At 64.5% G+C, this 26,003-nt stretch carries 27 protein-coding genes and 1 riboswitch; of the genes, 17 read left to right on the top strand and 10 right to left on the bottom strand.

Annotated elements, in window-relative coordinates; genetic code table 11:
- Nucleotides 1-85 precede the first annotated feature (85 nt).
- Nucleotides 86-1,165: a cytochrome c oxidase subunit II gene (locus tag J2X62_RS11780; protein WP_027497387.1), complete on the top strand. Its 1,080-nt coding sequence runs from the start codon at nucleotides 86-88 to the stop codon at nucleotides 1,163-1,165.
- 18 nt (nucleotides 1,166-1,183) lie between these two features.
- Entirely contained in the window at nucleotides 1,184-1,600 is a 417-nt protein-coding gene (locus J2X62_RS11775; protein WP_027497386.1) for a cytochrome c oxidase subunit 4, read from the top strand.
- A gap of 114 nt (nucleotides 1,601-1,714) precedes the next feature.
- Here the strand turns inward: J2X62_RS11775 and J2X62_RS11770 are convergent, their stop codons facing one another.
- Complete coding sequence (locus J2X62_RS11770; RefSeq protein ID WP_032384632.1) at nucleotides 1,715-2,680, bottom strand: YafY family protein; 966 nt, start codon at nucleotides 2,678-2,680, stop codon at nucleotides 1,715-1,717.
- A 96-nt stretch (nucleotides 2,681-2,776) separates the two neighbouring features.
- Between J2X62_RS11770 and J2X62_RS11765 the strand changes: the two genes are divergently transcribed.
- On the top strand, nucleotides 2,777-3,142 hold the full coding sequence (locus tag J2X62_RS11765) for a VOC family protein (RefSeq protein WP_230074372.1): 366 nt from the start codon (nucleotides 2,777-2,779) through the stop codon (nucleotides 3,140-3,142).
- A gap of 114 nt (nucleotides 3,143-3,256) precedes the next feature.
- Here the strand turns inward: J2X62_RS11765 and J2X62_RS11760 are convergent, their stop codons facing one another.
- From J2X62_RS11760 to J2X62_RS11740, 5 genes are all read right to left on the bottom strand, one after another.
- Complete coding sequence (locus J2X62_RS11760; protein ID WP_032368116.1) at nucleotides 3,257-3,532, bottom strand: helix-turn-helix domain-containing protein; 276 nt, start codon at nucleotides 3,530-3,532, stop codon at nucleotides 3,257-3,259.
- Nucleotides 3,533-3,838: 306 nt separating this feature from the next.
- Nucleotides 3,839-5,593 carry a cytochrome bc complex cytochrome b subunit gene (locus tag J2X62_RS11755; RefSeq protein ID WP_094694887.1) on the bottom strand — a complete coding sequence of 585 codons (1,755 nt, stop codon included), beginning with the start codon at nucleotides 5,591-5,593 and terminating at the stop codon, nucleotides 3,839-3,841.
- The gene (locus J2X62_RS11750; protein ID WP_230074373.1) at nucleotides 5,590-6,783 is read right to left on the bottom strand and encodes a ubiquinol-cytochrome c reductase iron-sulfur subunit; all 1,194 of its coding nucleotides are present in this window, start codon (nucleotides 6,781-6,783) and stop codon (nucleotides 5,590-5,592) included. The genes J2X62_RS11755 and J2X62_RS11750 overlap by 4 nt, the downstream gene beginning before the upstream one ends.
- The gene (locus J2X62_RS11745) at nucleotides 6,780-7,628 is read right to left on the bottom strand and encodes a c-type cytochrome (RefSeq protein WP_032399966.1); all 849 of its coding nucleotides are present in this window, start codon (nucleotides 7,626-7,628) and stop codon (nucleotides 6,780-6,782) included. The genes J2X62_RS11750 and J2X62_RS11745 overlap by 4 nt, the downstream gene beginning before the upstream one ends.
- 83 nt (nucleotides 7,629-7,711) lie before the next feature.
- Nucleotides 7,712-8,323 (bottom strand): heme-copper oxidase subunit III, encoded by a 612-nt coding sequence (locus tag J2X62_RS11740; RefSeq protein WP_027497380.1) that lies wholly within the window; start codon nucleotides 8,321-8,323, stop codon nucleotides 7,712-7,714.
- Nucleotides 8,324-8,474: 151 nt separating this feature from the next.
- Between J2X62_RS11740 and J2X62_RS11735 the strand changes: the two genes are divergently transcribed.
- Nucleotides 8,475-8,951, top strand: a complete 477-nt coding sequence (locus J2X62_RS11735; RefSeq protein ID WP_032370292.1) for a hypothetical protein — start codon at nucleotides 8,475-8,477, stop codon at nucleotides 8,949-8,951.
- A gap of 51 nt (nucleotides 8,952-9,002) precedes the next feature.
- A complete protein-coding gene (trpD, locus tag J2X62_RS11730) occupies nucleotides 9,003-10,064 on the top strand; it encodes an anthranilate phosphoribosyltransferase (protein WP_310180718.1) in 1,062 nt (353 codons plus the stop codon).
- Between the two features lie 11 nt (nucleotides 10,065-10,075).
- On the opposite strand, the gene J2X62_RS11725 is transcribed toward trpD, so the two are convergent.
- Together J2X62_RS11725 and J2X62_RS11720 are read right to left on the bottom strand one after the other, a co-directional pair.
- Complete coding sequence (locus J2X62_RS11725; protein ID WP_032370294.1) at nucleotides 10,076-10,351, bottom strand: Lrp/AsnC family transcriptional regulator; 276 nt, start codon at nucleotides 10,349-10,351, stop codon at nucleotides 10,076-10,078.
- A 187-nt stretch (nucleotides 10,352-10,538) separates the two neighbouring features.
- Nucleotides 10,539-12,254, bottom strand: coding sequence for a DEDD exonuclease domain-containing protein (locus tag J2X62_RS11720; protein WP_032370295.1), 1,716 nt, complete (start codon nucleotides 12,252-12,254; stop codon nucleotides 10,539-10,541).
- Between the two features lie 169 nt (nucleotides 12,255-12,423).
- Here J2X62_RS11720 and J2X62_RS11715 point away from each other — a divergent pair, with 169 nt between their 5' ends.
- The 5 genes from J2X62_RS11715 (at nucleotide 12,424) to J2X62_RS11695 (ending at nucleotide 17,523) form a co-directional block, all read left to right on the top strand.
- Nucleotides 12,424-12,705 carry a hypothetical protein gene (locus tag J2X62_RS11715; protein WP_027497376.1) on the top strand — a complete coding sequence of 94 codons (282 nt, stop codon included), beginning with the start codon at nucleotides 12,424-12,426 and terminating at the stop codon, nucleotides 12,703-12,705.
- A gap of 115 nt (nucleotides 12,706-12,820) precedes the next feature.
- A riboswitch (cyclic di-AMP (ydaO/yuaA leader) is annotated at nucleotides 12,821-12,981 on the top strand.
- An 18-nt stretch (nucleotides 12,982-12,999) separates the two neighbouring features.
- Nucleotides 13,000-13,554, top strand: coding sequence for a C40 family peptidase (locus J2X62_RS11710; RefSeq protein WP_027497375.1), 555 nt, complete (start codon nucleotides 13,000-13,002; stop codon nucleotides 13,552-13,554).
- A gap of 390 nt (nucleotides 13,555-13,944) precedes the next feature.
- Nucleotides 13,945-14,928, top strand: a complete 984-nt coding sequence (locus tag J2X62_RS11705; protein ID WP_080729233.1) for an NlpC/P60 family protein — start codon at nucleotides 13,945-13,947, stop codon at nucleotides 14,926-14,928.
- A 29-nt stretch (nucleotides 14,929-14,957) separates the two neighbouring features.
- Nucleotides 14,958-16,340: a hypothetical protein gene (locus J2X62_RS11700; RefSeq protein WP_222058708.1), complete on the top strand. Its 1,383-nt coding sequence runs from the start codon at nucleotides 14,958-14,960 to the stop codon at nucleotides 16,338-16,340.
- Nucleotides 16,341-16,398: 58 nt separating this feature from the next.
- Complete coding sequence (locus J2X62_RS11695; RefSeq protein ID WP_027497373.1) at nucleotides 16,399-17,523, top strand: glycosyltransferase family 4 protein; 1,125 nt, start codon at nucleotides 16,399-16,401, stop codon at nucleotides 17,521-17,523.
- 39 nt (nucleotides 17,524-17,562) lie between these two features.
- On the opposite strand, the gene J2X62_RS11690 is transcribed toward J2X62_RS11695, so the two are convergent.
- Complete coding sequence (locus tag J2X62_RS11690; protein ID WP_032370297.1) at nucleotides 17,563-19,368, bottom strand: long-chain fatty acid--CoA ligase; 1,806 nt, start codon at nucleotides 19,366-19,368, stop codon at nucleotides 17,563-17,565.
- 133 nt (nucleotides 19,369-19,501) lie between these two features.
- Between J2X62_RS11690 and J2X62_RS11685 the strand changes: the two genes are divergently transcribed.
- The 6 genes from J2X62_RS11685 to J2X62_RS11660 all read left to right on the top strand — a co-directional run bounded on the left by J2X62_RS11685 (nucleotide 19,502) and on the right by J2X62_RS11660 (nucleotide 24,101).
- Nucleotides 19,502-19,894, top strand: coding sequence for a hypothetical protein (locus J2X62_RS11685; protein WP_027497371.1), 393 nt, complete (start codon nucleotides 19,502-19,504; stop codon nucleotides 19,892-19,894).
- A gap of 133 nt (nucleotides 19,895-20,027) precedes the next feature.
- Entirely contained in the window at nucleotides 20,028-20,462 is a 435-nt protein-coding gene (locus tag J2X62_RS11680) for an SRPBCC family protein (RefSeq protein ID WP_027497370.1), read from the top strand.
- Nucleotides 20,438-21,718: an ArsA family ATPase gene (locus tag J2X62_RS11675; RefSeq protein ID WP_310181259.1), complete on the top strand. Its 1,281-nt coding sequence runs from the start codon at nucleotides 20,438-20,440 to the stop codon at nucleotides 21,716-21,718. Before J2X62_RS11680 ends, J2X62_RS11675 begins: the two co-directional genes overlap by 25 nt.
- 43 nt (nucleotides 21,719-21,761) lie before the next feature.
- Nucleotides 21,762-22,181, top strand: coding sequence for a hypothetical protein (locus tag J2X62_RS11670; RefSeq protein WP_032374360.1), 420 nt, complete (start codon nucleotides 21,762-21,764; stop codon nucleotides 22,179-22,181).
- Between the two features lie 39 nt (nucleotides 22,182-22,220).
- Nucleotides 22,221-23,195 carry an ROK family protein gene (locus tag J2X62_RS11665; RefSeq protein WP_027497367.1) on the top strand — a complete coding sequence of 325 codons (975 nt, stop codon included), beginning with the start codon at nucleotides 22,221-22,223 and terminating at the stop codon, nucleotides 23,193-23,195.
- A 177-nt stretch (nucleotides 23,196-23,372) separates the two neighbouring features.
- Nucleotides 23,373-24,101, top strand: coding sequence for a 1-acyl-sn-glycerol-3-phosphate acyltransferase (locus J2X62_RS11660; RefSeq protein WP_032374359.1), 729 nt, complete (start codon nucleotides 23,373-23,375; stop codon nucleotides 24,099-24,101).
- Between the two features lie 9 nt (nucleotides 24,102-24,110).
- On the opposite strand, the gene J2X62_RS11655 is transcribed toward J2X62_RS11660, so the two are convergent.
- Nucleotides 24,111-25,319 (bottom strand): glycosyltransferase 87 family protein, encoded by a 1,209-nt coding sequence (locus J2X62_RS11655; RefSeq protein WP_310181256.1) that lies wholly within the window; start codon nucleotides 25,317-25,319, stop codon nucleotides 24,111-24,113.
- 164 nt (nucleotides 25,320-25,483) lie between these two features.
- Between J2X62_RS11655 and J2X62_RS11650 the strand changes: the two genes are divergently transcribed.
- Nucleotides 25,484-25,975, top strand: coding sequence for a polyadenylate-specific 3'-exoribonuclease AS (locus J2X62_RS11650; protein ID WP_310180698.1), 492 nt, complete (start codon nucleotides 25,484-25,486; stop codon nucleotides 25,973-25,975).
- Nucleotides 25,976-26,003: the final 28 nt, after the last annotated feature.

Here is a 26,003-nt window from a genome sequence, read left to right as displayed (position 1 = left end):
GCGTCAGCTTTGGTCTACGCTGCGTAGTACTCGGGCATCTCCATGTGGAAGCCCTTATTCTTCAGTGGTGGGCAATCAGGAAGGCGTGAACGTGGCGCATAGTCGGATCCTTCGGCGAGCGGGGCTGACAGCATTTCTCGGTGTAGCCGCGTTGATGCTGTCGGGCTGTTCCATCAGCAGTGACAACGTACTCAATTTCGGTTTCGCCTCGGGCGTCACTCCGCAGGGACGACGCATCGGCGACCTGTGGACCTGGTCGGTCATCGCCGCCCTGGTCATGGGCATCGTCGTGTGGGTCTTGATCTTCTGGGTGGTGCTCTTCCACCGTAAGAAGAAGAGCTCCCCGGAGTTCCCGCGTCAGACCGCGTACAACGTTCCGCTCGAGCTGTTCTACACGGCGGTTCCGTTCGTGATCATCGCCGTGCTCTTCTACTTCACCGTCGTGGTGCAGAACTACGTCGACGAGAAGCAGGCAGATCCCGACGTCCAGGTCGACGTGACCGCATACCAGTGGAATTGGAAGTTCGGATACCGGACGATCGACCTCAAGGACGGTGCCGCCAAGTACGAGGGCACCGACGAAGAGGAGCAGGCCGCCGCAGAAGCCGCCGCAACTCCCGGCGAAGGCGCCGAGGGTAGCGAGGACGGCGAGTTCGTGCCCGGCGCGATCCACGGTGCCATTCCCCAGGATCTGTCCTACCTGCACTACAACAAGATCGAAACGGTCGGTTCCAGCGCCGAGATTCCGGTGCTCGTCCTTCCCACCGGAAAGCGCATCGAATTCGTGCTGGCATCCTCGGACGTCATCCACGGCTTCTGGGTTCCGGAGTTCTTGTTCAAGCGTGACGTTCTCCCCAACCCCGAGGAGAACCATTCCGACAACGTGTTCCAGATCAGCGAAATCGAGCGCGAAGGTTCGTTCGTCGGTCGATGCACGGAGATGTGCGGCACGTTCCACTCGATGATGAACTTCGAGGTTCGCGCCGTGTCCCCGGACAAGTTCGAGCAGTACATCGAGCTGCGCAAGCCGTTGTCCGAGGGTGGCGAAGCGCTGACCAACGCGCAGGCACTGGAAGCCATCGGCGAGAGCCCGCTCGCGACCAGCACCTCGCCGTTCGAGACCGATCGCACCGTCCGTACCGCCACCGTCGCCGAAGGCAACTGACCAAGGAAGCATGCTGATATGAAAATCGAAGCGAAGATCTTCGAGATCCTCACGGTCTTCTTCCTCCTGGTCGGCATCGTGTACGCGCTGTTCACAGGATTGAGCCGAACCGGCGTCGAGTGGGCAGGCGTCACGGCGATCTTCCTGTCGGTCGGCCTGACGCTGATCGTCGGAACGTACTTCCGATTCGTCGCGCGACGGCTCGACACTCGGCCCGAAGACTTCGACGACGCCGAGGTAAGTGACGGCGCAGGCGACCTGGGCTTTTTCAGCCCCGGCAGCTTCTGGCCGTTCGTGCTGGCCGTGGCGGCGTCGATCACCGCTCTGGGCTTTGCCTTCTTCCAGCCCTGGTTGATTGCTCTGGGCGTCGTGTGCGTCATCGCCTCGGCCGCTGGATTGGTCTTCGAGTACCACATCGGTGCCGAACGCCACTGACCTGTAGACACCCGAAAAGGGCCCCGATCGTTCACGAGAGCGATCGGGGCCCTTTTCTGTGCTGGAACGTGCACACCGGGGACATCGCTCGATTGCAGGGGCATTCCGACCGGGTCAGCCGGCGGGGGTCGAGTGCTTTTCGGCCAGAACTGTGGCGAGCTGACCGATGCGTTCGCGAGCTGCGGCTGGTGTGAGTACTTCGATGTGATCGCCGAATTGAAGTAGTTGACGTACCGACTCGATATCGGGATAGCGGACGACGACGGTGCACCAGCCGTCTTTCGCGGCGGAGACCTCGTGGATGCGACCGGCGAGTACCCGTCGAGCCAGGTCGAGGCCTTTCTCCGGCAGGCGGACGGTGACGCTCACGTGACCTCGTCTCTCGGTGCGACCTTTCAACGCTGCCCATTTCGTGCGGAGGGTTTCCCCGGGTTGAACAGCAGCTGGTGCGGCGAGTTGTTCGTAGGTCGAGAGCCGTTCCAGCGCGAACAGTCGACCGTCTCCCTGGTCGTCGGCGACGAGATACCAGCGACCTGATTTCGCTACGATCCCGTACGGGTCGACCACCCGCGTCGAGGCCTGATTCTCGGCGCTACGCCGGTACTGGATTTGCAGTCGTCGTCGGCGTCGAAGTGTCGAGGCCAGGTCCGATACGTCGATCGCTGTTTCCGAGTCGGCGAACCATGCGGTGCTGTCGACCAGTACCAGGTCCGCCAGACCCAGCATGCCCGGTATATCCGGTGCCGCAGCCTGCCGGGCGGCGATCTTGCGCGCGGCCGACTCCCATACCGCAGACAGCCCCAAACGTTCGAGCTGCGCGCTGTCCAAACCGGCTATGGAGAGGGCCTCGAGTTCTGGTGGATCCAGATGGGATGCGTTGAGTCGTGCATTGGGGAGCAAGACAATCCCGCCGTTCCGTCCGCGTTCGGCATAGACGGGCACACCAGCCGCCGAGAGCGCCTCGACGTCTCGCAGCACAGTGCGCCGAGACACTTCCAGACGGTCGGAGAGCTCGGTAGTTGTCATGCGCTGACGGGTCTGTAGGAGCAGCAAGATATGCAGCAGCCTCGAAGCCTTCATGCGGACCGATGTTGGCAGACAAAGGTGACAGGTTCTGTCGCGATGAGGCGATTGGATGGTTCGGTATCGATACGACATCCACTCGAGGAGCCCTCCATGCCTGCACCGAACCTGTTCTTGATCGGCGTCCGGGAGACCCAGGCCGCCACCGCCTTCTACAGCGACCTGTTCGAGATCGAACCGACTTTCACCAGTCCCCACTATGTTGCTTTCGACGTTGCCCCCGGTGTACTGCTCGCGTTGTGGACGGGCTACGCCGAGCACTCTGTACTGAGCACACCCCGCATGAGCGAGATCGGACTCATGGTGCCCGGCCCCTCGGAAGCAGTCGACGACATATTCACCGATTGGGTCGCGAAAGGAGTTGCCGTAGTGCAGAAGCCACACGACGCCGTCTTCGGCCGCACTTTCGTGATCGCGGACCCCGACGGCAACCTCATCAGGGTCTCGCCGATCGACTGAGAAGCACCACGCCTACCTACTGCGGGTCGGTGAGAGACCGGCCGCACCCCGGTCTTTCGTCATGGACTGGAACGCATGAACGTCCCGGAAGACCACGGCGCGGATCCGAACCAGTCAGGACGCGTCTGCCTCCCGCAGGGTCGACGACGCATCCGCCGTGGATTCGAGCAGTGCATCGAGTGAGATCTCCAACGCAGTGCACAGTGCGGCGACGGTAAAGAATGCCGGGGTTGCGATACGCCCGGTCTCGATTTTTCTGAGCGTTTCGACGGAGATGCCGGCGGCGTCGGAAACCTCGGTCATGGTCCGGCTACCCCGGAAACGGCGCAAAGCTGTGCCCAAGCGAGCACCACGCGCGAGTTCACCGGGACTGAGTGGGATACGGACCATACACCGATACTAATACCGGTCGAGGCCGACCGGGCCGATGCTCGTCACCGATGGGTCTGCAGGCTACCGGCAGGTGAGTGCCGACTCCGACTCGAGCATTACCGCGCTCTGAATCGGCAGTCCTCGGGCGGGGGAGGGGAGTGGAGCCTGTGAGAGTTGCGGCCTCCGTTCACAGGACTCCCGCGGACCGATGGAGATCCAGCCGGATCGTCTCCGGACATGTGTCGAGCGGGTAGCACCGCCACCACACGAAGAAGGGCGGCACCGTTGCCGGTGCCGCCCTTCAGCGGAATGCGTTGTCAGGACTCAGTGATCGCGATCGCTGTCCTGACGACCCGAAGAAATCGAGGTGTCTTCGTGCCCGTTGGCATGGCCATTGCCGTTGGCGTGGCCATTGGAATGACCGTTGCCGTTGGCGTGACCGTTGCCGTTCGAGTGGCCATTGCCCAGAATGCCCGCCTGGTAGTTGCGAAGCATTGCCAACTGCTCGTGCTCGCCCTTGTGGAGTGCATCCTCGAGGGCCTTGCTCTGCGCAACGGGGTCCGGGGTGAACAGTGAACCCGAGCCGGGCTTGCCGGCAGAACCGAGCTTGTTCATCTTCTTGGGGACCGCCGCACCCTGGTAATCGAGCGGGATCGGGTGACCGTGATCGTCGACCGGTCCGAGCGGCTGGTGGATTTCCACGTACTGGCCGTGCGGGAGTCGCTTGATGATTCCGGTTTCGATACCGTGCTCGAGAACTGCCCGGTCGCTGCGCTGTAGGCCGATGCAGAACCGGTACGCGACGAAGTATGCGATCGGCGGAGCAATGAGCACTCCGATTCGACCGATCCACGTCATCGCATTGAGCGAGATGTCGAACTTGTACGCGATCAGGTCGTTGACGCACGAGAGCGTCAGAACGACGTAGAACGCGATGGACATTGCGCCGATCGCAGTACGGACCGGCACGTCGCGGGGACGCTGCAGCAGGTTGTGGTGTGCGTTGTCTCCGGTGAGACGCTTCTCGATCCACGGGTAGGCAATCATCACGGTGAAGACGAGGCCCATGATCACGGCCACCCAGAAGACTGCGGGAATCGTGTAGCGACCAGCGATGTAGATGTCCCATGCCGGCCACAGACGCGCCAGGCCGTCGGTCCACATCATGTAGAAGTCGGGCTGCGAACCTGCGGACACCTGAGACGGGTTGTACGGACCGAGCGCCCAGATCGGGTTGATCTGCAGCAGTCCGCCCATGGCAGCGATAACGCCGAACGTCACGGCGAAGAACGCACCGGACTTGACGGCGAAGACCGGAAGGATACGAACGCCGACGACGTTGGTTTCCGTACGGCCGGGTCCGGGGAACTGCGTGTGCTTCTGGTACCAGACCAAAGCCAGGTGAGCTGCGATCAGCGCCAGGATGATGGCCGGTAGCAGCAGCACGTGCGCCACATACAGGCGAGGAATGATGATCGTGCCGGGGAAGTCCCCGTCGAAGATCAGCCAGTGCATCCAGGTGCCGACGATCGGGATGCTCATCGTGATGCCGGAGAACGCGGCGCGGAGGCCGGTGCCCGAGAGCAGATCGTCGGGGAGCGAGTATCCGAAGAAGCCCTCGAACATCGCCAGGATCAGCAGCAGGCAGCCGATGACCCAGTTGGCCTCACGGGGACGGCGGAACGCACCGGTGAAGAAGATGCGCATCATGTGCACGATGATCGACGCGGCGAACATCAGTGCTGCCCAGTGGTGGATCTGGCGCATGAACAGACCGCCGCGCACCTCGAACGAGATGTCGAGTGCTGTCGCGTAGGCACGTGACATGGTCACGCCGTTCAGCGGGGTGTACGCGCCCTGGTAGACGACCTCGCTGAGCGAAGGATCGAAGAACAGGGTGAGGAAGACGCCGGAGATCAGCAGGATCACAAAGCTGTACAGCGCGATCTCACCGAGCAGGAACGACCAGTGGGTGGGGAACACCTTGTTGATCTGGCGGCGCAAACCTGGTGCCAAGTGGTAACGACTGTCTACGTCGTCCGCCTGCTTGGCGGCGAGGGTTTGCAGTGAAGGACTCATGAATCACGCTCCGGTCGACGTTCCCAGAAGGCGGGACCCAGTGCTTCGTGGAAGTCGTGCTGTGCCACTAGGTAACCCTCCTCGTTGACTGTGATGGGAAGCTGAGGCAGCGCGCGCGCAGCCGGTCCGAAGATCGGCTTGCCGTACTCGAGCGCGTTGAACTGCGACTGATGGCAAGGGCAGAGAATGCGGTTGGTCTGCTGCTCGAACAACGATGTCGGGCAACCCAGGTGCGTGCAGATCTTGGAGTAGGCGTAGTAATCGCCGTAGTTGTAGCTCTCCTGGCCCTTGCGCTTGATGACCGTGCTTGCGTCGTCGGGACGCAAACGGATGAGCATGACTGCGTTACGGATACCGCGGAGTGACATGAGCAGGTCGTGCTCGCTCTCGCGGTCCGCCTCGCGGAACGGGAAGACAGTTTCCATGGCACCAGCGTCCAAGTCCTCAGGCCGTACGAGAACAACATCTTCCGGTCGCCCGGTGTCTCGTCGGAGGTAGATCGTCTCTCCATCGTAGCGAGGCGTCCAGCCGGATACCCACAACGGAGAATCTTCGCCCTTGGCCCACGGATTCTTGATGAGGCCGCCGAGGGGGAGCAGTGCCATCACGCCGAGAGCGCCGCCGCCGAACAGAAGCGAACGCTTGATGACCTTGCGTCGTCCGATGGTCGACGTGTCGAGCGAATCGCCCAGCTCGGCGACCAGCGTCTTGCGGTCCGTTTCCGACGAACTTCCGTCGTGGCGGTCCTGGATGGAGACCTCTTCGGGGATGAACTTCTTGGTGAACTGCACGGCACCGACGCCGACGGCGAGGATCGCAAGACCCATCGTTCCGCCGATCAGCGGCGTGTACAGCGAGTACAGGTTGTAGTTGTCGTCACCGATGCCTGCGTACTGCCAAGGCCAGAAGAGGTAGACGCCGATGAACGCGACTGCCGACAGGCCGGCGATGGCAAACCAGATCGCCACGCTGCGCTCTGCGCGCTTCTCGGCGCGAGTACCTTCCACAGCCCAGCGATTGCGACGGAATGCGACATCCACACCGTCGAGATTGGTGCCGAGTTCGACCAACTCGTCCCGGCTGAGCGCTGCCAACTCCTCGTCGGTGTACTTCTTGTCGGGATTCACACCCTCGGCATTGGTGCCGTCGGTGTTGTCGGCGTCCTTACGGCCGGAATCGCCGTCGCTCATGATCTAGCTCCGATCCACAATGTTGCGCCGACGACAGCGGCGATTCCGACAACCCACAGGGCGATCATCTCGGTACCGGGACCGAAGCCACCGAGACCCCAGCCGCCTGCAGCCTTGGTTTCCTGGGCCGACTTGACGTAGGCGATGATGTCCGACTTCTCCTCGATCGTCAGCTGACGGTCGGAGAACTTGGGCATGTTCTGCGGACCGGTGACCATCGCGGTGTAGATCTCCTGCTCGTTTGCAGGCCCGAGGTCCGGCGCGAACTTGCCCGACGACAGTGCGCCGCCCTGGCCGGTGAAGTTGTGGCAGGACGCGCAGTTCAAGCGGAACAGCTCGCTGCCTCGGGCGATGTCGTCGCCGCGAAGCGACTCCTGCGCCACCTCACCGTTCTCGTCGAGAATGACGGTCGGGCCGCCGCCGTTGGCCTGGATGTAAGCACCGAGCGCGTCGATCTGCTTGTCGTCGAATTTCGGCGGCTTGCGCAGTGCCTGTGCCTCGTTGCGAACAGCCGGCATACGGCCACTCGACACCTGGAAGTAGACGGCAGCTTCACCGACACCGATGAGACTCGGTCCGCGATCCTGAACACCCTGCAAATTGGCACCGTGGCACGTCACGCACGACGTGTCGTAGAGCTGCTTGCCTTCGCGGATCAGCGCCGCCGAATCGGTATCGGCTGTTGCGACCTGGGGTGTAGGCGTCAGGGCCGACGCGAGGAAACCCGCGCTCAGAAGGCCCATCATCAGAACGAGTGCACCGGTGACGCGTCGACGCGTCTTACGCTTGCGTCGCGCCTTCGAGGCCGAAGTGTCGTCGGTTGCTACTGGGGGAGATGTACTCATCTTCTATCCCTTGTCGTGTCGGGACGGGCCGAACGTCGGGGGCTGAATCCGTTCGCTCGATATCTGTGGCTTGCTGACTGTCACTAGCGGATGAAGTAGATCGTCGCGAAGAGGGCAATCCAGACGATGTCGACGAAGTGCCAGTAATACGAAACGACGATGGCGGCGGTGGCCTGCGCGGGCGTGAACTTGCTGACCAGGGTTCTGGTGATCAGGAAGACGAAGGCGATGAGTCCGCCGATCACGTGCAAACCGTGGAAGCCGGTCGTGATGTAGAAGACCGAGCCGTACACGCTGCTCGAGAGCGTCGTGCCCTCGTGGACCAGGTGGTAGTACTCGTATCCCTGACCGGCGACGAAGAACGCGCCCATTGCCAGGGTGACGATGTACCACCGACGAAGCCCGAACACGTCGCCACGCTCGGCAGCGAACACGCCCAGCTGGCAGGTGAACGAAGAAGCGATCAGCACGGCCGTCACCGGAACAGCCAGCCCGAGGTTCAGCTCGGTCGGCTCCGGCGGCCAGTTTCCATTCGCCTGCGCGCGTGCGACGAAGTACATCGCAAACAGCCCGGCGAAGAACATGAGTTCACTCGACAGCCACACGATCGTGCCGACGCTGACCATATTGGGACGGTTCAGCGAGTGCACGCGTTGGGTGATTGCCGATCCTTGAGTCCCTACAGCGCTCGTCACAGAAAGAAGTATGACCCGTCGTAGTACGGAAGGCATATCCGGGTCCGGTCTTGGCGCGTCGCGGAGGAACGATTCCGAGCGCGCCCTTGTTCCCGCGCTGGTGGAAGGGCCTGTACGGGCCGGTAGGGTCCAGTCGTGCAAGGCTGGCCTCATGGCAAAGAGCAGTGCAGGTGGGTGGTTTCGGCGGTTGTTCTCGCGGTCGACCGCGGAACGTCTGGACCCCACGCGCGAAGATCTGGTGGTAGTGGCGAGCTGCTTCGACGACGCGCGGGCGTGCTCCGCCGTTCTCGACGAGGCGGCGAACACAGAACCCACGTGGATCGAGTCCTCCGAGGTGCTGTTGCGGCATCACCTCGTGCTGCCCGCGCACGAAGTCGACGATGCGGCAGCCGTCGCGGCGCAGGATGCGTACGAGGTCGGTCCGCAGGTCGAACTACCGGACGACACCGGGTATCGGCCGCAAGTCGATGACGGTGTCGCTCTGGTCCTGCAGCGGGTACAGGTGCTCGACGCGTTGCACTGTTCGCAGGAGAGGTCTCGCATGGCGGGTCTCGCGCAACGGCGTGGGGGAGCGGTACTGGGGTGGGATGCGCTGCAGCCCGCCTCACCCGCCGACACGTCTGACTAAGCTTCCACCGCACCGCGCGCATCGACAGCAGAAGGGCACGGCACATCCACCATGACCGCAGGGACCAGTGACGAGCAGCCGCGAACGTGGCGTCGAATCCTCGGAGCGTTGACCACGCACGCCGACCTGTCGAGCGCCGATACCGGCTGGGTGATGGACGAGATCATGTCCGACAACGCCACAGCCGCTCAGATCGCTGCCTTCGGGGTGGCACTGAAGATGAAGGGCCCCACTCCCGCGGAACTGGAGGGTCTCGCCGACTCCATGCTCTCGCACGCATTTCTGGTCGAGACCGACCGTGACGCGGTGGACGTCGTCGGAACCGGCGGCGATGGTGCGGACACGGTGAACATCTCCACGATGGCCGCGATCGTCGTCGCTGCCAGCGGAATACGCGTCGTCAAACACGGTAACCGTGCAGCGTCGTCCAAGAGTGGTACGACCGATGTGCTCGAGGCGCTGGGCGTGCGGGTCACCCTGGGGCCCGCCGGGGTGGCGTCGAGCGTCGAGCAGGTTGGGATCGGGTTCTGCTTCGCGCCGATCCACCACCCCGCACTTCGGTTCTCCGGTCCGGCGCGCAAGGAGATCGGCATTCCGACGATCTTCAATGTGCTGGGCCCCTTGACCAACCCGGGCCGCCCACGCGCCGGACTGATCGGCTGCGCATTCGAGAATCTGGTGCCCGTCGTCGCCGGCGTCTTCGCTCGACGCGGTAGTTCGGCTCTCGTCGTCCGTGGTGACGACGGGCTCGACGAAATCACCCTGTCCACCACGACCACCGTGCACGTGGTGTCCGACGGGACCGTCACCGTCGACACGATCGACCCGGCCGATTACGGAATCGCTCGGGCACCCATCGAGGCCCTCCGAGGCGGGGACGCGAAATTCAATGCAGCAGTGGCACATCGCGTGTTCGCAGGCGAACACGGACCCGTCCGTGACGCCGTGCTACTCAACGCCGCCGCGGCCATGGCCGCGCATCGAGGAGTCTCGGGAAACCTGCACGAGCAAATCGAAGCCGGATTGGCAACTGCGGCAACGGTTGTCGACAACGGTTCCGCGGCCCGCCTGCTTGCCGACTGGGCACGCTGCACAACCGCGCTGGCCGACTGAATCACACCGAACTACTCGCCGATCGAGAATCCTGCATCGACGTCGGCACTCGAATACGACTGAAACGCAATGTGAGTCGTCGTACTGCGAACACCACGAACACGATTGATGTGCTTCGTGATGACCTCGGCTATCGACGCATGATCACGCACCTTGACAATGGCAATCAGATCGACGTCGCCGGCGCACGAATACACCTCCGACACACCGTCCACATCGGCAACGGCCTGCGCCGTCTCCGGAATCAGATCGGCTTCGGCGTCGATCAAGACGATGGCATTGATCATCTGTGCTCCTCACGCATCTCCGGGCCCACACACGACGCGAGCTCGACCCAACCGAGACAACACTAGTTGCTCAACCGACTCCACCCTCGCTTCATCGGTCGTTCCGCGGGCTCCACTCCTGCCTCAACGGTCGTTCCGCGGGCTCCACTCCTGCCTCATCGGTCGTTCGGCGGGCTCCACTCTCGCCTCATCTGTCGTTCCGCGGGCTCCACTCCTGCCGCGTTGCTTCTCGGGCCGTTCGACACCACTCCTCCCACGAACCCGCAGACCGAGCAGGGCTGCAGTAGCCACTGCTGGTGCGAACGATGCGCACTCCGTCCGTGTGGAGCCACGACGCGATCAGGCCCACCTCTTCCGGCGGCGCACCGCGAAGTGGCGTCGCATCGGGCATCACCGTCTCGGCCGACGCCGTGATCGCATCGACGACGGGCATCGGGTGCACTCCTCTCGGTGCGACGGCCGCCCCGGCCAAGCGGCCGAAGCGCACCACCATCAGCTCCCAACCACCGTCGGCCGTCCGCCTGGCCGCGACGAGCTCGGCGATGGCCGCAACGGCGGCTGCTCGGTGCATCCTGCGGAGCACGTTCACCGTCACCGCGATTCGATCGCGGAGACGCGCGGCTGTCTCGAACAGTTCACGGTCCGCGAGTTCGGCGACGCGGCGTCGCATCGCGAACAGCAGCTCGTCGTCGTGTCCACACACGAACGCCAGAAATTTCGCCGGGGCACCCGAGTACTCCTCGGCCGTCAGGGGCCCGGAGAACGCCGCTGGGCAGCCACCGACGTCCGTCGCGGTGCACTCGTCACCGTGTCGAACCGCGCGGCCCAACCGGCGGGTGCATGTACGAAGTCGACAGAATTCTGCGGCGAGGGCGGAGGCCTCCGCCGCGTCCGCCCGAACAGCGAACGGTCCGAGGCTGTTGGGTGCGGGAGTGCGCACGATCGACAGACGCGGAAACGCTTCGTCGGTGAGGGTGACCCACCACCCTTTGCGGGGAAACTTCGATCGGCGGTTGTAAGGCGGGACGTGAGCCGAGAGCAGCCGTAGTTCGCGGACTCCTGCCTCGAGTGCGTGCGCACATTCGACGTGGTCCACGCGAGTGGCGAGCGAGACCATCTCCTTCATTCGCCCACGTGTCTCGGAACCGGTGAAGTAGTTGCGCACCCGACGCTTGAGGTTGTTCGAGGTGCCTACGTACAGGACCTCGTCCGACGGTCCTCGGAAGAGGTAGACGCCGGGTGTATCGGGCAGGTGTGCGGCCAGGCCGCGTTTGGCTCGTTGCCCCGCCGACACCGCAGGGAGGTAGTCGACCAGTTCCGCGTAGCTGTGTACGCCCTGGTTGCCCACTCGTTCGATCAGGCCGTGCAACACGTCCACCGTGGCACGCGCGTCGTCCAATGCTCGGTGAGTCGGCCGAGTGCTGGATCTGAACAACGTCGACAGGGCGGACAGTTTCACCGAGGGTGCCTCGTCGCGCGTGAGCACTCGCCGGGCGAGTTTGACCGTGCAGAGCACCTGGAAGCGGGGCCAGGCGATGTCGAGTCGACTCGCTGCGGCCTTGAGAAATCCCGTGTCGAACCCGGCGTTGTGTGCCACCAGTACCGATCCGCGAGCGAACTCGAGAAAGCCGGGGAGAACGCGTTCGATGCGGGGAGCCCCGATAAGCATCGCCGTCGTGATGCCGGTCAACTCGACGATGTAGGGCGGGATCGATCTGCCCGGGTCGACGAGGGTAGCGAATTCGCCGATGATCTCGCCGCCTCTGACCTTGACTGCCCCGATTTCGGTGATCGCCTCCGTGTCAGCGCTGCCACCAGTGGTTTCGAGGTCGACGACGACGAACGTGGTGGCGTGAAGCGGGGTGTCGAGTTCGTCGAACGTCAGCTGGATCGGCAGGCTCACTGCGACGACGTTAGGGCCGACCTCCGACAAGAACGCCGAACACGGCGTCGGAGGGCATCGTGTCGGTCGGTGCCGATTGTCGAGTCGCGGAACCTGTCGGTGGCTGGCGCTACCTTTCGTTCGATCGGCCGATTACACCGTCCGACGCGACAAAGAGACAAGGATCACAATGATCATCGACTGCAGTGACTGCCTGGTTCGTGACATCGCCTGCGCCGACTGCGTTGTGACGGTGCTTCTGGGGGCTCCCGGGATGCCCGCGAGATCGGATGGGCAATGGGTCGGTTCACCGTCTCGTATCACCCTCGAGCAGGAAGAACTCGGTGCCATGGGAGTGCTCGCCGAGGTCGGTATGGTGCCCGCACTCAAGCTCGTCGTGAACGACGACGGCACCGCGGATGTTCCCCTGTTATCGACTCGTGACACACCGGGCGATCAACGCGCCGGGTAGCGAGAACACGGCCCAATTCGGTCCGTTCGGCGAGTTGGGGTCGACACAGGGGTATGCCATTTCGTAACCTTCCTGAGACCTTGCGGAGTCTTGCCAGTCCAAACCGGAGTGGCGTCGCAAGTCACCGCCTAATCGATCACTCGCGAGAGTGTTCGTACCGGGAACCCGATATTTACTGGGGTGAATCCCGCCGAGTCACCGATGGTGGCCGGTGGGTAGGGCTGCTCTTCCCAGCCCGAACCCGTCAGCTAACTCGGTCGGCGGACGAGTGGAAGAAACGGAGCACCATCTTTCGTGGCGTCACAACTTTCCAACCGAACATTGCGGCGAGCTCTCGTAGCCGGAGCGCTCACGGCAGGCGTGGTGATTCTCCCCGCTGCACCGGCAATGGCGGCCCCAGTCACCATCCCCGGCGTCGGAACCTTCGAGATTCCTGACATCCCGGGTCTCCCTCCCCTCAACATTCCGGGCATGCCCGCTCCGGGTGCGCCCCTTGCCCCGCAGGTCACCCCGGCTGCCAAGGCCGTCCAGGCGGCGGAGTCCAAGATCGGCGCTCCGTACGTGTACGGCGCATCGGGTCCGGATTCGTTCGACTGCTCGGGCCTGATCCAGTGGGCCTACAAGCAGGCCGGCGTCAGCCTGCCCCGTACGAGCTACGACCAGGCAGCCGCGGGCACCCCGGTCTCGCGTGACAGCCTGATGCCCGGCGACGTCGTCTCGTTCTACGGCGGCTCGCACTCGGGTATGTACATCGGCGACGGCAACGTCGTGCACGCATCCACGTCCGGCGTGCCGGTCAAGGTTGCTCCCGTGGACTCCATGCCGTTCGACGGTGCCCGACGCTACTGAGCCGAGCGCTCCGACCGGAGTTGTGTACCGACCGACAGGGTCGATCCGTTTCGACGGTTCGGCCCTGTTGTCGTTTCCAGGGACGGTTTCCGGGCGACACGCCGGTACGGTGGACAGCAGAGCGTCCAGTTCGTAATCTGATCGAGACCTCTCCGACGTTTGGTTTGTGATCTGTCACGTGCAGACTGCGTCGATTTCGGACCGTGTTTACGTCCGCGCCCAGCTGAGCATGGGTATCGTTCGGTTCCGGTCACTTTTTCCAACCGCCACTCCAGCTGGAATGGCATATGTCAGGACGGAGAGTCGCTTTCCGTGGCGATATCGAGAACCACCCAAGTTCTACGACTAGTAGGTAGCTCGGTGACCACAGCCGTTGCGGCCGCGTGCATCATGGTGGTGCCGATCACGACGGCGAGCGCCGATCCGGGGTTCGGCTCGGCTTCCGACGCGCAGGCGAAGCTGGCGGAGCTGTCCCGGGAGTCGGAACAGACCAACGAGTCGCTGCACAACGCGCAGATCGATCTCGACGCTCGGGCTCGCGAGCAGCTCGATGCGCAGACCGCCGTCGATGCCAGTCGGGCGGCCCTCGACGCCGCCCAGTCGCAGCTGGCGCAGCTCAAACCCGCCATGGACAAGGTGGCCAATGTCAACTACCAGGGCGCTCGCACCAACCGGTTGTTCGCGGTCATGGTCAGCGACTCCCCGCAACAGTTGCTCGACCAAATGTCGGCCCTCGATGTCATCTCCGCCGAGACAGCCGGCCAGGTAGCTCGGTTCCAGCAGGCCAGCGCGGATGCATCCGCGGCAGAGCAGGCCGCCGCGACCGCCGCAGAACAGGCCAGAGTCGCCGCCGAGCAGGCCAAAGCGGTCAGCGACGATCTGCAGGCGAAGCAGAGTGAACTTCAGGGCCAGATCGCAGAAGTCATGGCCGCGTACAGCGCTCTTTCCTCGTCCGAGCAGCTGGCCCTCGCGGGATCGGCGCTTCCCGAAGGTTTCGACCCCTCCACGATTCTGAAGAACTTGACGCCGGGATCCGGTTCCAGCGCATTGCAAGCCGGTCTCACACAGATCGGCAAGCCGTACGTCTGGGGAGCGACCGGCCCCGACGGTTTCGACTGCTCCGGGTTGGTCGTCTGGGCTTACAAGCAGGTCGGAAAGACGTTGCCGCGGTCGAGTCAGGCTCAGGCTGCCGGCGGAACTCCCGTCGATCAGAAGGATCTGCAGCCGGGAGACGTCGTTCTGTTCTACCCGGACGCATCACACGTCGGTATCTACGCCGGTAACGGCAACGTTCTGCATGCCTCCACCTTCGGGGTACCGGTGAAGGTCCAGTCGATGGCGTCGTTCCCGTTCTACGGGGCCCGTCGATACTGACTGTGCCGCGAACGACGACTGACGCCTGAATGAGCGGTACGGAACGGCCGTCCGTTGTCCACGCTCTCACCGCGTCGGGGCGGGCGCGATGGATGGCAGTCCTGGTCGTTCTGGCAGTGGCGTCGACGCTGCTGTTGGTTCATCGTCACGACGGTCCTGCATCGGGAGCGGCGACATCGAGCGCATCGACTTCGTCCGATCCGTCGGCCTCGCAGAATCCGCCGACCTACGACGAGCAGCGCCGCGCCGAAGTGACCGAGCTGCTCGAGCGCTGGGCGGCTGCCCTCCGTTCCGGCGACGAATCGGCGCTGCGTGGGTTGCTCGACCCCCTCGCGGATCCGACGTTCGTGGATGCGCAGGTCCGCCGGGCGACTGTCGTTCCGACGGTTCCTTTCTCGGACTTCGACTACGAGATCGGTGACGAACCCGAGACCCCCGTGCCGTCGTCGATTGCCGAGCAGCTGGATGCCACCGATGTGTGGGCTCCACCGGTGTACCTGCGGTACGCCGTGCAGGGCCCGGATGCCTCGCCGACCCGCCGGCCGGTTTCGCTGGTGGTCGCCGAACGCGACGGCCAGTGGCGACTGGTCGACGACGCCGACTTGCCGACCTACCGTCGCCACACCTGGCGTGGTCCGTGGGATTTCGGGCCCGTGACGGTGCGCTCGGTCGCCACTGCATCCGGCACGTCGGTGGTGTTGGGACATCCCGACCGTGAGCAGTTCGTGGCAGATGTGGCCGCCGAGCTGCCCGCGGCGACCGCTGCGGTCACCGACTTCTGGGGAGCCGACTGGGCCCGGGACGGACTGGTGTTCGTCAGTTCGACGGCCGAGGAGTTCGACGAATCGACGGGGTCCTCGCCCTCGACGGACGTGGCCGCAGTGACCGTGTCCGACGCCGTGGCCGGCGGGTCGCGTCCGACGGGTCAGCGCGTCGTGTTCGGTCCCGATGCCGCGTCGCGGCTGACTCCGTTCACTCTTCGTTCGGTGCTTCGGCACGAGTTGACGCATGTGGCGGCGCGGGCGAAGACGGCGGAAGGCACCGCGTTGTGGGTGGCGGAGGGTTTCGCCGACTATTCCGGGTATCGCAGTTCCGGTGCCGACTTCCGGCAGCTGGCACCTACTCTGGCATCGATCGTGGCTGCCGGTGGCCCGCCGACCGTGTTGCCGAAAGACGAGGATTTCGGTGCAGGCGGCACCCGCTCCAACGTGGCCTACGAGTCAGCCTGGTCGGTCTTCGCGTTCGTGGCCGACCGGTACGGCGAGTCCACGTTGCGCAGGTTCTACGAGGCGCTGGCGGCCGGACCCGGGTCGGACGGAGTCGTCGACGCAGCGATCACCTCGGTCCTTAGTTCGAGCCGAACCCGGTTCGTCGCGGAGTGGGGCAACTGGGTGGCCGCTCGGTCACGCTGACCCGGACGTGCGCGTCGTCGACACGAGCTGTCCGATCGGGAGCGCTACGGTTGTCGTCATGCGTCGGACTCTTCTGGTGACGAACGACTTTCCGCCCCGGCCGGGCGGAATCCAGTCCTATTTGCACAGCTTCGCCTCGCAGTTGCCCGCCGACGAGCTCGTGGTCTACGCGCCGCGGTGGCGTGGGGATTCGCACGTGAAGTTCGATGCGAAACAACCCTTCGAGGTCATCAGGCATCCGACCACGTTGATGCTGCCTACTCCGTTGGTGGCTCGCCGCGCAGCACGCATCGTGAAGACCCGAGGGTGCGACTCGGTGTGGTTCGGTGCCGCGGCCCCGCTGGCGGTGATGTCGTCACACCTGCGCAAAGCCGGGGCGGATCGCATCGTGGCGAGCACGCACGGCCACGAGGTGGGGTGGTCGATGGTGCCCGGTGGTCGCGCGACGCTGCGCACTATCGGGGAGAACACCGATGTGGTGACCTACGTGAGCAAGTACACGCGGAGCCGATTCAGCTCGGCGTTCGGGGCGTCGGCGGCACTCGAGCATCTGCCGCCGGGGGTCGACACCGATCGCTTCGTGCCCGACGATGCCGCGAGGACGGAGTTACGTGCTCGGTACGGCCTCGGTGACCGACCGACGGTTCTGTGTCTGTCGCGGCTGGTGCCGCGAAAGGGCCAGGACTTTCTGATCCGGGCGCTACCTGAGATCCGGCGCGCGGTGGACGGGGCGGTTCTGGTGATCGTCGGCGGCGGTCCGTACGAGAACACGTTGCGCGAACTCGTTCGCTCCACCGGGATGGAGCAGCACGTGGTGTTCACCGGGACAGTACCGTCGGCGGAACTGGCTGCCCATCACACGATTGCCGACGTATTCGCGATGCCGAGCCGCACCCGAGGCGCGGGCCTCGACGTCGAGGGGCTCGGAATCGTCTACCTCGAGGCGTCGGCCTGTGGCGTTCCGGTGGTTGCCGGGATGTCGGGAGGCGCGCCGGAAGCTGTGCAGCACAACAAGACCGGGCTCGTCGTCGACGGGACTTCGGTGTCGTCCATCGCCGACGCGATCGTGACGATCCTGTCCGATCGAACACTGGCGACGCAGATGGGCAACGCCGGTCGGGCATGGGTCGACGCGGAATGGCGCTGGGACGTGCTGACGGAGAAACTGCGGTCGCTGATCTGACCGGGCGGTCCGCTCGCACCACGGCTTACGCCACGCGTGTCACCTCGCGTAGATCGCCTCGATCTCATCGGCGTACGCCTTGGTGATGACATTGCGCTTGAGCTTCATCGTCGGCGTCAATTCGCCGCTCTCCTCCGAGAAGTCGTGGGGGAGCAGGCGGTACTTCTTGATGGATTCCGCGTGCGACACCGACTTGTTGGCATCGGCGACGGCGGCGTCGATCTCGGCGACGAGATCGGGGTCGGCCTGCAGATCCGCTGCCGTGGCGTCGGAGTCCTTGCCGTGTGCGGACTTCCACTTGTCGAACGCATCCGGATCCAGGGTGATGAGGGCACCGATGAAGGGCTTCTGGTCACCGACCACCACGGCCTGACTGATCAGTGCTCCGGCACGAAGGTGATCTTCGAGGCCCGCGGGGGAGACGTTCTTGCCGCCGGCGGTGACGATCAGTTCCTTCTTGCGGCCGGAGATCGTGATGTATCCCTCCTCGTCGACGGATCCGAGATCGCCGGTGCGGAACCACCCGTCGTCGAGGGATTCCGCGGTCGCCTTCTCGTTTCGCCAATATCCGTCGAACACAACGGGTCCGCGTAGTTGGATCTCACCGTCGCCGGCGATGCGGACGGTGTTCCCGGGTAGCGGGCGTCCGACGCTGCCCACACGTTGGAATCCGATCGTGTTCACCGCGAAAGCCGCAGTGGTTTCTGTCAGGCCGTAGCCCTCGTAGATGGTCACGCCGATGCCGCGGTAGAAGTGACCGAGTCTCGCTCCCAGTGGTGCGCCGCCCGAGATGGCGAGTTCGCACTTGCCGCCGAGAGCGGTCCGCAGCTTCGCGTAGACCAGCTTGTCGAACACGAAATGCTTGGCGCGCAACACGATCGACGGGCCACCGGAGTCCTGCGCCTGGCTCCACGCCACTGCGCACTCGGTCGCGAGATCGAAGATCTTGCCCTTGCCGTCGCTGTGTGCCTTCTGCTTCGCAGTGTTGAAGACCTTCTCGAACACGCGCGGCACGGACAGAATGAAGTCCGGTCGAAATGTCCCGAAGGTCGCGACCAGGTTGGGAATGTCGTTGGTGTGGCCGAGGGTGACTCCGGCATCGAACGACGCGATACTCACCGCGCGAGCGAGGACGTGCGCCATCGGAAGGAACATCAACGTACTGCGGCCCTGTGTCAGAAGAGCTTTCAACGACGTCTGGCGAATGCCGCGAGATTCCGCAAGGAGGTTCGCATGCGTCAATTGCACACCTTTGGGGCGGCCGGTAGTGCCCGAGGTGTAGATCAACGTGGCCGGATCGGACGAGCGAAGTGTCGAGACTCGTTCGTGCACAACGTCTTCGGAGACGTCCGCGCCGTTGTCGATCAGAGCCTGCACTGCGCCCGTGCCGGAAGCGTTGTCGATCACGAACGTTCGACGTACCGACGGCGCCGCAGCTACGACGGCTTCTGTCTCCCGTACGTGCGCGTCGTTCTCGAGGACCAACAGAACCGGCTCGGCGTCTTCGAGAATCCACTCGACCTGGCCCGCCGACGACGTCTCGTAGATCGGCACGGTCACTCCGCCCGCGGCCCAGATCGCGTAGTCGATGACCGACCACTCGAATCGCGTGGACGACATGAGCGCGACGCGATCGCCCTGCTCGATACCTGCCGCGACGAGGCCCCTGGCCACGTCGACGACCAGTCGCTCGAATTCTGCGGCACCGACATCGGTCCATCGGCCGTCGTCGAGCCGACGGAACACCACGGCATCCGGCGACGTCCGAGCGCGGGCGAAGACGCTGTCGACAGCCGAGTCGGTGTCCGCGATGTCGTACTCGGCGGAAACAGTGAACTCGCGCACGGGATTACCTCCGGATCGAACGGGTTGGAGAAAGTCGATAGCTCGGCTTCACAGATACTCTAGACCCGGGGCGCGCGGTCCCGAATGTGCCTCGGCGGTCCTGGTCTCGGACCCGATATGTGAAGCTCTGACGATGAGCAGTATTCAAGTTGCGGATCAGACATTCGTGGCAGCGCCCGGTGCGGCGGTGGCGCAGGCGTTCGTCTCGCCGGAGCGGTGGCGGCGGTGGTGGCCGGACCTGTCGCTGACCGTGACCGAGGATCGCGGCGAGAAGGGCATTCGGTGGTCGGTCCGCGGCGGCGTCGTCGGAACGATGGAGCTGTGGCTCGAGCCCGTACTCGACGGCGTCATCGTCCACTACTTCCTGCACGCCGAGCCGGCCTCACCAAGTGAGTCGGCCACCGAGCAGCATGCGCGTCGGGTGGCCGGCCGCGCCATGACCTTCGAGCTGAAGCGGGAGCTCGAGGCCGGGAGGTCAGCGGGCGAGGCACCCCACCACGTAGCGTCGAGTTCAGCTCCCGAATGAACCGCGCGGTACGGTCGGCCGGTTCGCGTTGTGCGTCGGCGGTTCGATCGTGTGAGATAGGCCTGCCGCGGGTTACACAGCAGGCAGCGAACGAAGCGGATCGAAGTACCCGAGAGGAAGCGGACCAGTAGTCATGGCGGAGAAAACCCAGAGGTCGATCGTCGTCGAAGCCCCACCGAGTCGGGTCATGGACGTCATCGCCGATTTCGACGCGTATCCCACGTGGGTGTCCGCCGCGAAGTCCGTCGAGGTCCTCGAAGTCGGTGCGGACGGACGGGGAAAGCGGGTCAAGTTCGTGCTCGACGCCGGAATGGTGAAAGACACGTACGAACTCGAGTACGACTGGGCCGCGGACGGCAATTCGGTGTCGTGGAATCTCGTCTCGGGCGAAATGCAGAAATCTCAGAACGGGTCGTACTCGCTGCGTGAGACCGGCAACGGCACCGACGTGACGTACGAGCTCACTGTCGATCTGAACATTCCGATGATCGGCCTGTTCAAGCGCAAAGCAGAGAAGGTCATCACCGACACTGCGCTCAAGGAATTGAAGAAGCGGGTCGAAGGCTGACCGACGCTCGCCCCGAACCCCGCACCACGGTATCGCTGTTCATCGGCAAAGGTGGCGCGGGGAAGACCACCCTGGCGTCTGCGTCGGGTCTTGCGCTCGCGGCCTCGGGCCGGGAGGTGCTGATTGCCTCCCTCGACCAGGCGCACTCGCTCCGCGACGCCCTCGGCGCACAAGGTGACACCGACCAGGACTCGGGCATCGGAGCGGTTGCTCCGAACCTGGACGTCGTCGAGATCGATACCTCGCGGCTGCTCGAAGAGCGGTACCGCGGTCTGGGTTCGATGCTGTCGGTGGCTTCGGCAGGCCACGAACACGGCGTGAGTTTCGGCGCGATCGAGCCGGAGGAGCTGATGGGGTTCCCGGGTATCGAGGAGCTGTTGGGATTGCACGAGGTGTCCCGGCTCGTCGACGAAGGTCGTTGGGACACAGTGATAGTCGATCTTCCGGCATCGGGGGATGCGCTGCGAACCCTGCAGCTGCCCGACACCGTCTCGTCCTATTTCGAGCGCGTGTGGCCGCGCCACGATCGCATGGTCGCCGGCACCGGAACCGACGTGCGGCTCACGCTCGTGGTGGCCATGATCGAGCGGATCCTCGGACAGATCGAATCGGTCCGGGCGCTGATCACCGATCCCGACCGGACCGGGGCAACCGTGGTCCTGACCCCCGAGCACCTGTCCATCGTCGACGCCGAACGCACGCTCTCCGCAGCGGCTCTGTTCGGCGTTCGCGTCGACCGACTGCTGGTGAACCGGATGCTCCCGGCTCTCAATTCTTCGTCGATCGGTCTGGTCGGAGCTCATCCTGCGGTGTTCTGGTTCGAGCGATGGCGGGCCGCGCAGCTCGACGCCGTGGCCGAACTCCGAGGACGCGTCGGCGCGGTTCCGATCGTGGAGGTGGAGCACTGTGAAGTGGAACCGGTAGGGTTGGGCCCCTTGCAGGATGTGGCCGAGCACCTGGCACCGCACTCCCTCGAACGACGTGCGTCGAGCCCGGCCGGTCGACCGTCGGTCGAACTCGAGTCGGGGAGCGGACTCGAATCCGTGTACGCGATGAGAATGCTTCTGCCGGTAGTCGATTCGACCACCTTGGGTCTGGGGCGAGTGGAGGACGACTTGATAGTGAGTGCCGACGGTAGGCGGCGACGCGTCACGTTGGCGTCGGTGTTGCGTCGGTGTATTGCCGATTCTGCGGAACTCGACGGCCCGTTCCTGGTGGTGCGTTTCCGACCCGACCCCGATGTGTGGCCGCTGTGAGCGGCCGAGCCATGACCGTAAGAGCTGTGAGCGGAGAGACGCTGTGACGGCCGGGCATTCGGAGTTGGGCGCGGACCTGCTGGCGTTGGCCGACACCGTCCTGACACGTCTCGAGCCCATCCTGCGCCGAGTTGCCGAGACACAGCAGGACCGCGATCAGCAGGGCTGCAGCTGGTGCCCGGTGTGTGCGCTCGCGGCGTTGGTGCGCGGTGAACGGCACGATCTCGTCGAACTCGTTGCCTCGGAAGGGGCCGTCGTCGTCGCACTGCTACGCCAGTTGTTGATCGACCACACCGCGCCGGGCACCGAACACGCCGCTGGGGGTAGCAGCGAGCCAGGTACCGAGTCGACCGCGTCCGCTGCCGACCGGGTCGACGCCGACGCGGACGTGTCGGAGGACACCTCTGCGCCGTCCGTTCGTCGACCGGCGTTCGTACCGATTACCGTTCGGGTCAAGGAGTGACCATCGCCGTGGGGGGACGGCCGAGGAAGGCATGAACGAATGAAGCGTCATCATCAGCGATTGACGGTCGGGATCGACGTGGGCGGCACGAGCCTGCGCGCCTCGGTTGTCGACGCGGACGGTCAGGTGCTCGACTCGACCGCAGCACCCACGCCCCACACTGCTCGTGCACTCGAGCGTGGTCTCGACCGCGCCGTGCAGGAGCTGGCCGGCAGGCACGACATCGCTGCCGTCGGTCTGGCGGTGGCGGGTTTCATCGATTCCGACCGCACGACGGTCCGGTTCGCTCCGCACCTGCCGTGGGTCGACACGCCGGTCGCAACCGAGATGAGCGAACGCATCGGACTACCGGTCCTGCTCGAACACGACGCCAACTCCGCCGCATGGGCGGAATACCGTTTCGGAGCGGCATCGGGTGGCCGCAACGTGGTGATGGTGGCGATCGGAACGGGAATCGGTGCGGCGCTGCTGATCGACGGCCGAATCTATCGAGGGAGCCACGGGGTGGCACCCGAACTCGGTCACATTCAGGTGGTGCCCGACGGACGCGCGTGTCCCTGCGGCAAACGCGGGTGCTGGGAACGGTATTGCAGCGGTACCGCACTGGTGGATACGGCGGTGGAGTTGTTGGCCGCAGACCCGTCGTCCTCGACGAGGTTGGCGCGCGAGGTCTTCCTCGATCCCGGCTCGTTGACCGGGCGTCGGATCGCGAGCGCCGCGCACGACGGCGACTCGATCGGCCGACGCACCATGGAGGATTTCGCACACTGGCTCGGCGTCGGACTCTCGATGGTCAGCGATGTGTACGACCCCGACCTGATCGTGTTGGCCGGCGGTGTGGCCACTTCGTCGAGCCAATTCCTCGCTCGTGCCACGGACAAGTACGCCGAGCTCGTCACCGGCGCGGGGCATCGCCCGCTGGCACGGATTCGCAGCACCGAACTGGGCGAGGCCGCGGGGATGATCGGTGCGGCCGAGCTCGCGCGAGCACAGTTCGTCACCACCGCACGATGACGGTCCGGACCGACGCCGTGTGATGTCGCACGACGACTCCTCGTCGATGTGGCTGGTGTCATAAACCCTGGGTACAGTTCACTACGCGGCACGGTTCGAGAACGCACGGCCGCAGTCGGTTCGCCCCGCGCGAGCCGGCACACCAACGATTGCCGACCATGATCAGGGAGCACGTCAATGTGGTACTGGCTGTTCAAATACATCATCGTGGGGCCCCTGCTCATTGCCCTGGGTCGGCCCACGATCGAGGGTGCGGAGAACATTCCGACGCACGGCCCGGTGATCCTGGCCAGCAACCACAAAGCGGTTCTCGATTCGTTCTATCTTCCGCTCAAGACCCCGCGGCGCATCACCTTCCTCGCCAAGAGTGAGTACTTCACCGGCTCGGGTCTCAAGGGTGCGTTCCAGAAGTGGTTCTTCACCGCGGTGGGTCAGGTGCCCATCGACCGCACCGGAGCCGACGCGGCACAGGACGCACTGAACGCCGGTGCCCGCGTGATCGAAGCCGGCAAGGTGCTCGGTATCTACCCCGAAGGCACCCGGTCGCCCGACGGCCGGCTCTACAAGGGCAAGACCGGAATGGCGCGCCTGGCATTGCAGACCGGCGTTCAGGTGGTGCCGGTCGCCATGATCGGCACCGAGAAGATGAACCCGATCGGTTCGCGCGTGTGGCGTCCGGCAAAGGTCACCATTCGCGTCGGCAAGCCCATCGACTTCTCCCGGTTCGAGGGAATGGCAGGTAACCGATTCGTCGAGCGCGCCGTCACCGACGAGGTGATGTACGACCTGATGCTGCTCTCGGGCCAGGAATACGTCGACGTGTACGCGGCCTCGCTGAAGAAGGTTGCGACACCCGAAGATTCGGCTCCGTCCGCGCGCCGTATCCCCGACTCGAAGGCCAGCTGACGACGGCGGTCAGTGAACCGCGGTGTCGGTTTCCTTCGGGGTGACCCGAGGGGAGAGTTTCACGGCCGCGACGGCGACCACAGAGGCCAGAGCCCACCACACGTAGGCGGATGCGGCGAACTGATCGACCAACGGCCAGTCGAGTCCACTCCATCGACCTTCACCGAGTTTCCAGTGCGGTGCGTACACCATGATCGCCAGTCCGACGGCAACCAGAGCGAGTAGCAGTGCGCTTCGACGGCGGTATCCGACGGTGGCCAGCACCAACGCGAACGGTACTGCCCACACCCAGTGGTGTGACCAGGAGACCGGCGAGACCAACAGGCCGAACATCGCGTTCACGGTCAGCGCCAGGGCGACCTCACCGGCGGCGAACGCTTTGCGCATCGCGATTCCCGCCACGAGCAGTACCCCTACCGACAGCGCGATCCACAGAATCGAACGGGGGAGCTCGTCCATTCCGAGGCGGGCCAGCACACCTGTGATGGACTGATTCGCCGGGTACGCCGGTCCGCCGATCCGATCGGAATCGATGATCGTCTCGGTCCAGTACTTCACCGAGTCCGACCACGTGAGCGCAAACCCGATCGCCGTGAACACCGCGAAGCTCAGTGCCGATACCACCGCAGCGCGAAAGTCCTTGCGCAGCAAGAAGAACAAGACGAAAACTGCGGGAGTGAGTTTGACGGCGGCGACCAGACCGATCAGCACACCCCGAGGCCACGGAGTCTTCTTCGGCAAGCAGTCGAGCGCGACGAACATCATCAGAACGATGTTGATCTGCCCGTAGTTCAACGTGGACGTGACCGGCTCCAGTACGAGGACGGACACCGCGAACATCGCGCCTGCACTCCACCACACGAGCGTGCGAGGGCGAACCCCCAACGAGATCAGCGTGAGCACAACGGTCGTCAGCAATGCGAGCATGGACAACGACGTCACCGTCATCGATGCGGCGTACAGCGAGACCTTCGAGAGCGGGCTGAACAGAGCGGCAGCAATCGGGGGATACGTGAACGGCAACGTGGTACCGGTCGCGATGGGAGGAAGCTGGCCGTACAGATCCCCGCCCCGAGCGAACACCTCACCGCCGAGCCGGTAGACATCGAGATCCAGTCGATAATGCTCACCCAACGTTCGCAGCCCGGGAAACCCGTTGAGATGAAAGAGCACACCGACCGCCGCGGCGACGACAACGACGACCCTGCTCGACGCCACCGCCCAACGCGGCCACCGGCGTCGCGTCGGGCCGGCAGGCTCCGAAGCTTCGGCGACCGGACGGTTGGTGTCGGACGAAGTCACAACGTTCCCTTTCAGGGCTTGTTCGGCTCGGTTCTGCGGTGTGTGGGGGACGTGCCGGGGCACGCGCTAGGGTGAGCCGCGTGCGCTACTTCTACGACACAGAGTTCATCGAGGATGGTCGCACAATCGAGTTGGTCTCGATCGGTGTGGTGTCGGAGGACGGTCGCGAGTTCTATGCGGTGTCCTCCGAGTTCGACCCCGAGCGGGCGGGCCGGTGGGTCCGGCGCAACGTCTTGCCCAAGCTGCCACCGTACTCGTCGCCGTTGTGGATGAGCCGATCCCGAATTCGCGACGAACTGCTCGAATTCCTCGTTCCGCACTACGGTGCCGAGGTCGAATTGTGGGCATGGGTGGCGGCGTACGACCACGTGGCGCTCTGCCAGCTGTGGGGATCGATGACCGAGTTGCCGCGTTCCCTGCCTCGATTCACCCGTGAGCTCCGTCAGTACTGGGAGGATCGCGGCAGTCCCGAGCTTCCCTCTGTGCCCGACGACGCCCACGATGCCCTGGCCGACGCGCGCCACAATCTGGCCAAGTTCCAGGCGATCGAGGAGTACTCGTACCGCGGTTGAACACCCGTTGTCCTGCGGTGACGGCGGT

The sequence above is a fragment of the Rhodococcus sp. 3258 genome (genome assembly GCF_031456475.1).
GTDB lineage: Bacteria > Actinomycetota > Actinomycetes > Mycobacteriales > Mycobacteriaceae > Rhodococcoides > Rhodococcoides fascians.
This window is presented reverse-complemented; position numbering and strand designations above follow the sequence as displayed.

What these genes read in the sequence shown, in the direction of transcription:
- J2X62_RS11680 (WP_027497370.1), top strand. Translation starts at nt 20,028, where the DNA reads ATGGCGGAGAAAACCCAGAGGTCGATCGTCGTCGAAGCCCCACCGAGT.
- J2X62_RS11685 (WP_027497371.1), top strand. Translation starts at nt 19,502, where the DNA reads ATGAGCAGTATTCAAGTTGCGGATCAGACATTCGTGGCAGCGCCCGGT.
- J2X62_RS11725 (WP_032370294.1), bottom strand. Translation starts at nt 10,351, where the DNA reads ATGATCAATGCCATCGTCTTGATCGACGCCGAAGCCGATCTGATTCCG.
- J2X62_RS11700 (WP_222058708.1), top strand. Translation starts at nt 14,958, where the DNA reads ATGAGCGGTACGGAACGGCCGTCCGTTGTCCACGCTCTCACCGCGTCG.
- J2X62_RS11775 (WP_027497386.1), top strand. Translation starts at nt 1,184, where the DNA reads ATGAAAATCGAAGCGAAGATCTTCGAGATCCTCACGGTCTTCTTCCTC.
- trpD (WP_310180718.1), top strand. Translation starts at nt 9,003, where the DNA reads ATGACCGCAGGGACCAGTGACGAGCAGCCGCGAACGTGGCGTCGAATC.
- J2X62_RS11760 (WP_032368116.1), bottom strand. Translation starts at nt 3,532, where the DNA reads ATGGTCCGTATCCCACTCAGTCCCGGTGAACTCGCGCGTGGTGCTCGC.
- J2X62_RS11735 (WP_032370292.1), top strand. Translation starts at nt 8,475, where the DNA reads ATGGCAAAGAGCAGTGCAGGTGGGTGGTTTCGGCGGTTGTTCTCGCGG.
- J2X62_RS11755 (WP_094694887.1), bottom strand. Translation starts at nt 5,593, where the DNA reads ATGAGTCCTTCACTGCAAACCCTCGCCGCCAAGCAGGCGGACGACGTA.
- J2X62_RS11705 (WP_080729233.1), top strand. Translation starts at nt 13,945, where the DNA reads ATGGTGGTGCCGATCACGACGGCGAGCGCCGATCCGGGGTTCGGCTCG.
- J2X62_RS11770 (WP_032384632.1), bottom strand. Translation starts at nt 2,680, where the DNA reads ATGAAGGCTTCGAGGCTGCTGCATATCTTGCTGCTCCTACAGACCCGT.
- J2X62_RS11665 (WP_027497367.1), top strand. Translation starts at nt 22,221, where the DNA reads ATGAAGCGTCATCATCAGCGATTGACGGTCGGGATCGACGTGGGCGGC.
- J2X62_RS11715 (WP_027497376.1), top strand. Translation starts at nt 12,424, where the DNA reads ATGATCATCGACTGCAGTGACTGCCTGGTTCGTGACATCGCCTGCGCC.
- J2X62_RS11745 (WP_032399966.1), bottom strand. Translation starts at nt 7,628, where the DNA reads ATGAGTACATCTCCCCCAGTAGCAACCGACGACACTTCGGCCTCGAAG.
- J2X62_RS11660 (WP_032374359.1), top strand. Translation starts at nt 23,373, where the DNA reads ATGTGGTACTGGCTGTTCAAATACATCATCGTGGGGCCCCTGCTCATT.
- J2X62_RS11750 (WP_230074373.1), bottom strand. Translation starts at nt 6,783, where the DNA reads ATGAGCGACGGCGATTCCGGCCGTAAGGACGCCGACAACACCGACGGC.
- J2X62_RS11695 (WP_027497373.1), top strand. Translation starts at nt 16,399, where the DNA reads ATGCGTCGGACTCTTCTGGTGACGAACGACTTTCCGCCCCGGCCGGGC.
- J2X62_RS11765 (WP_230074372.1), top strand. Translation starts at nt 2,777, where the DNA reads ATGCCTGCACCGAACCTGTTCTTGATCGGCGTCCGGGAGACCCAGGCC.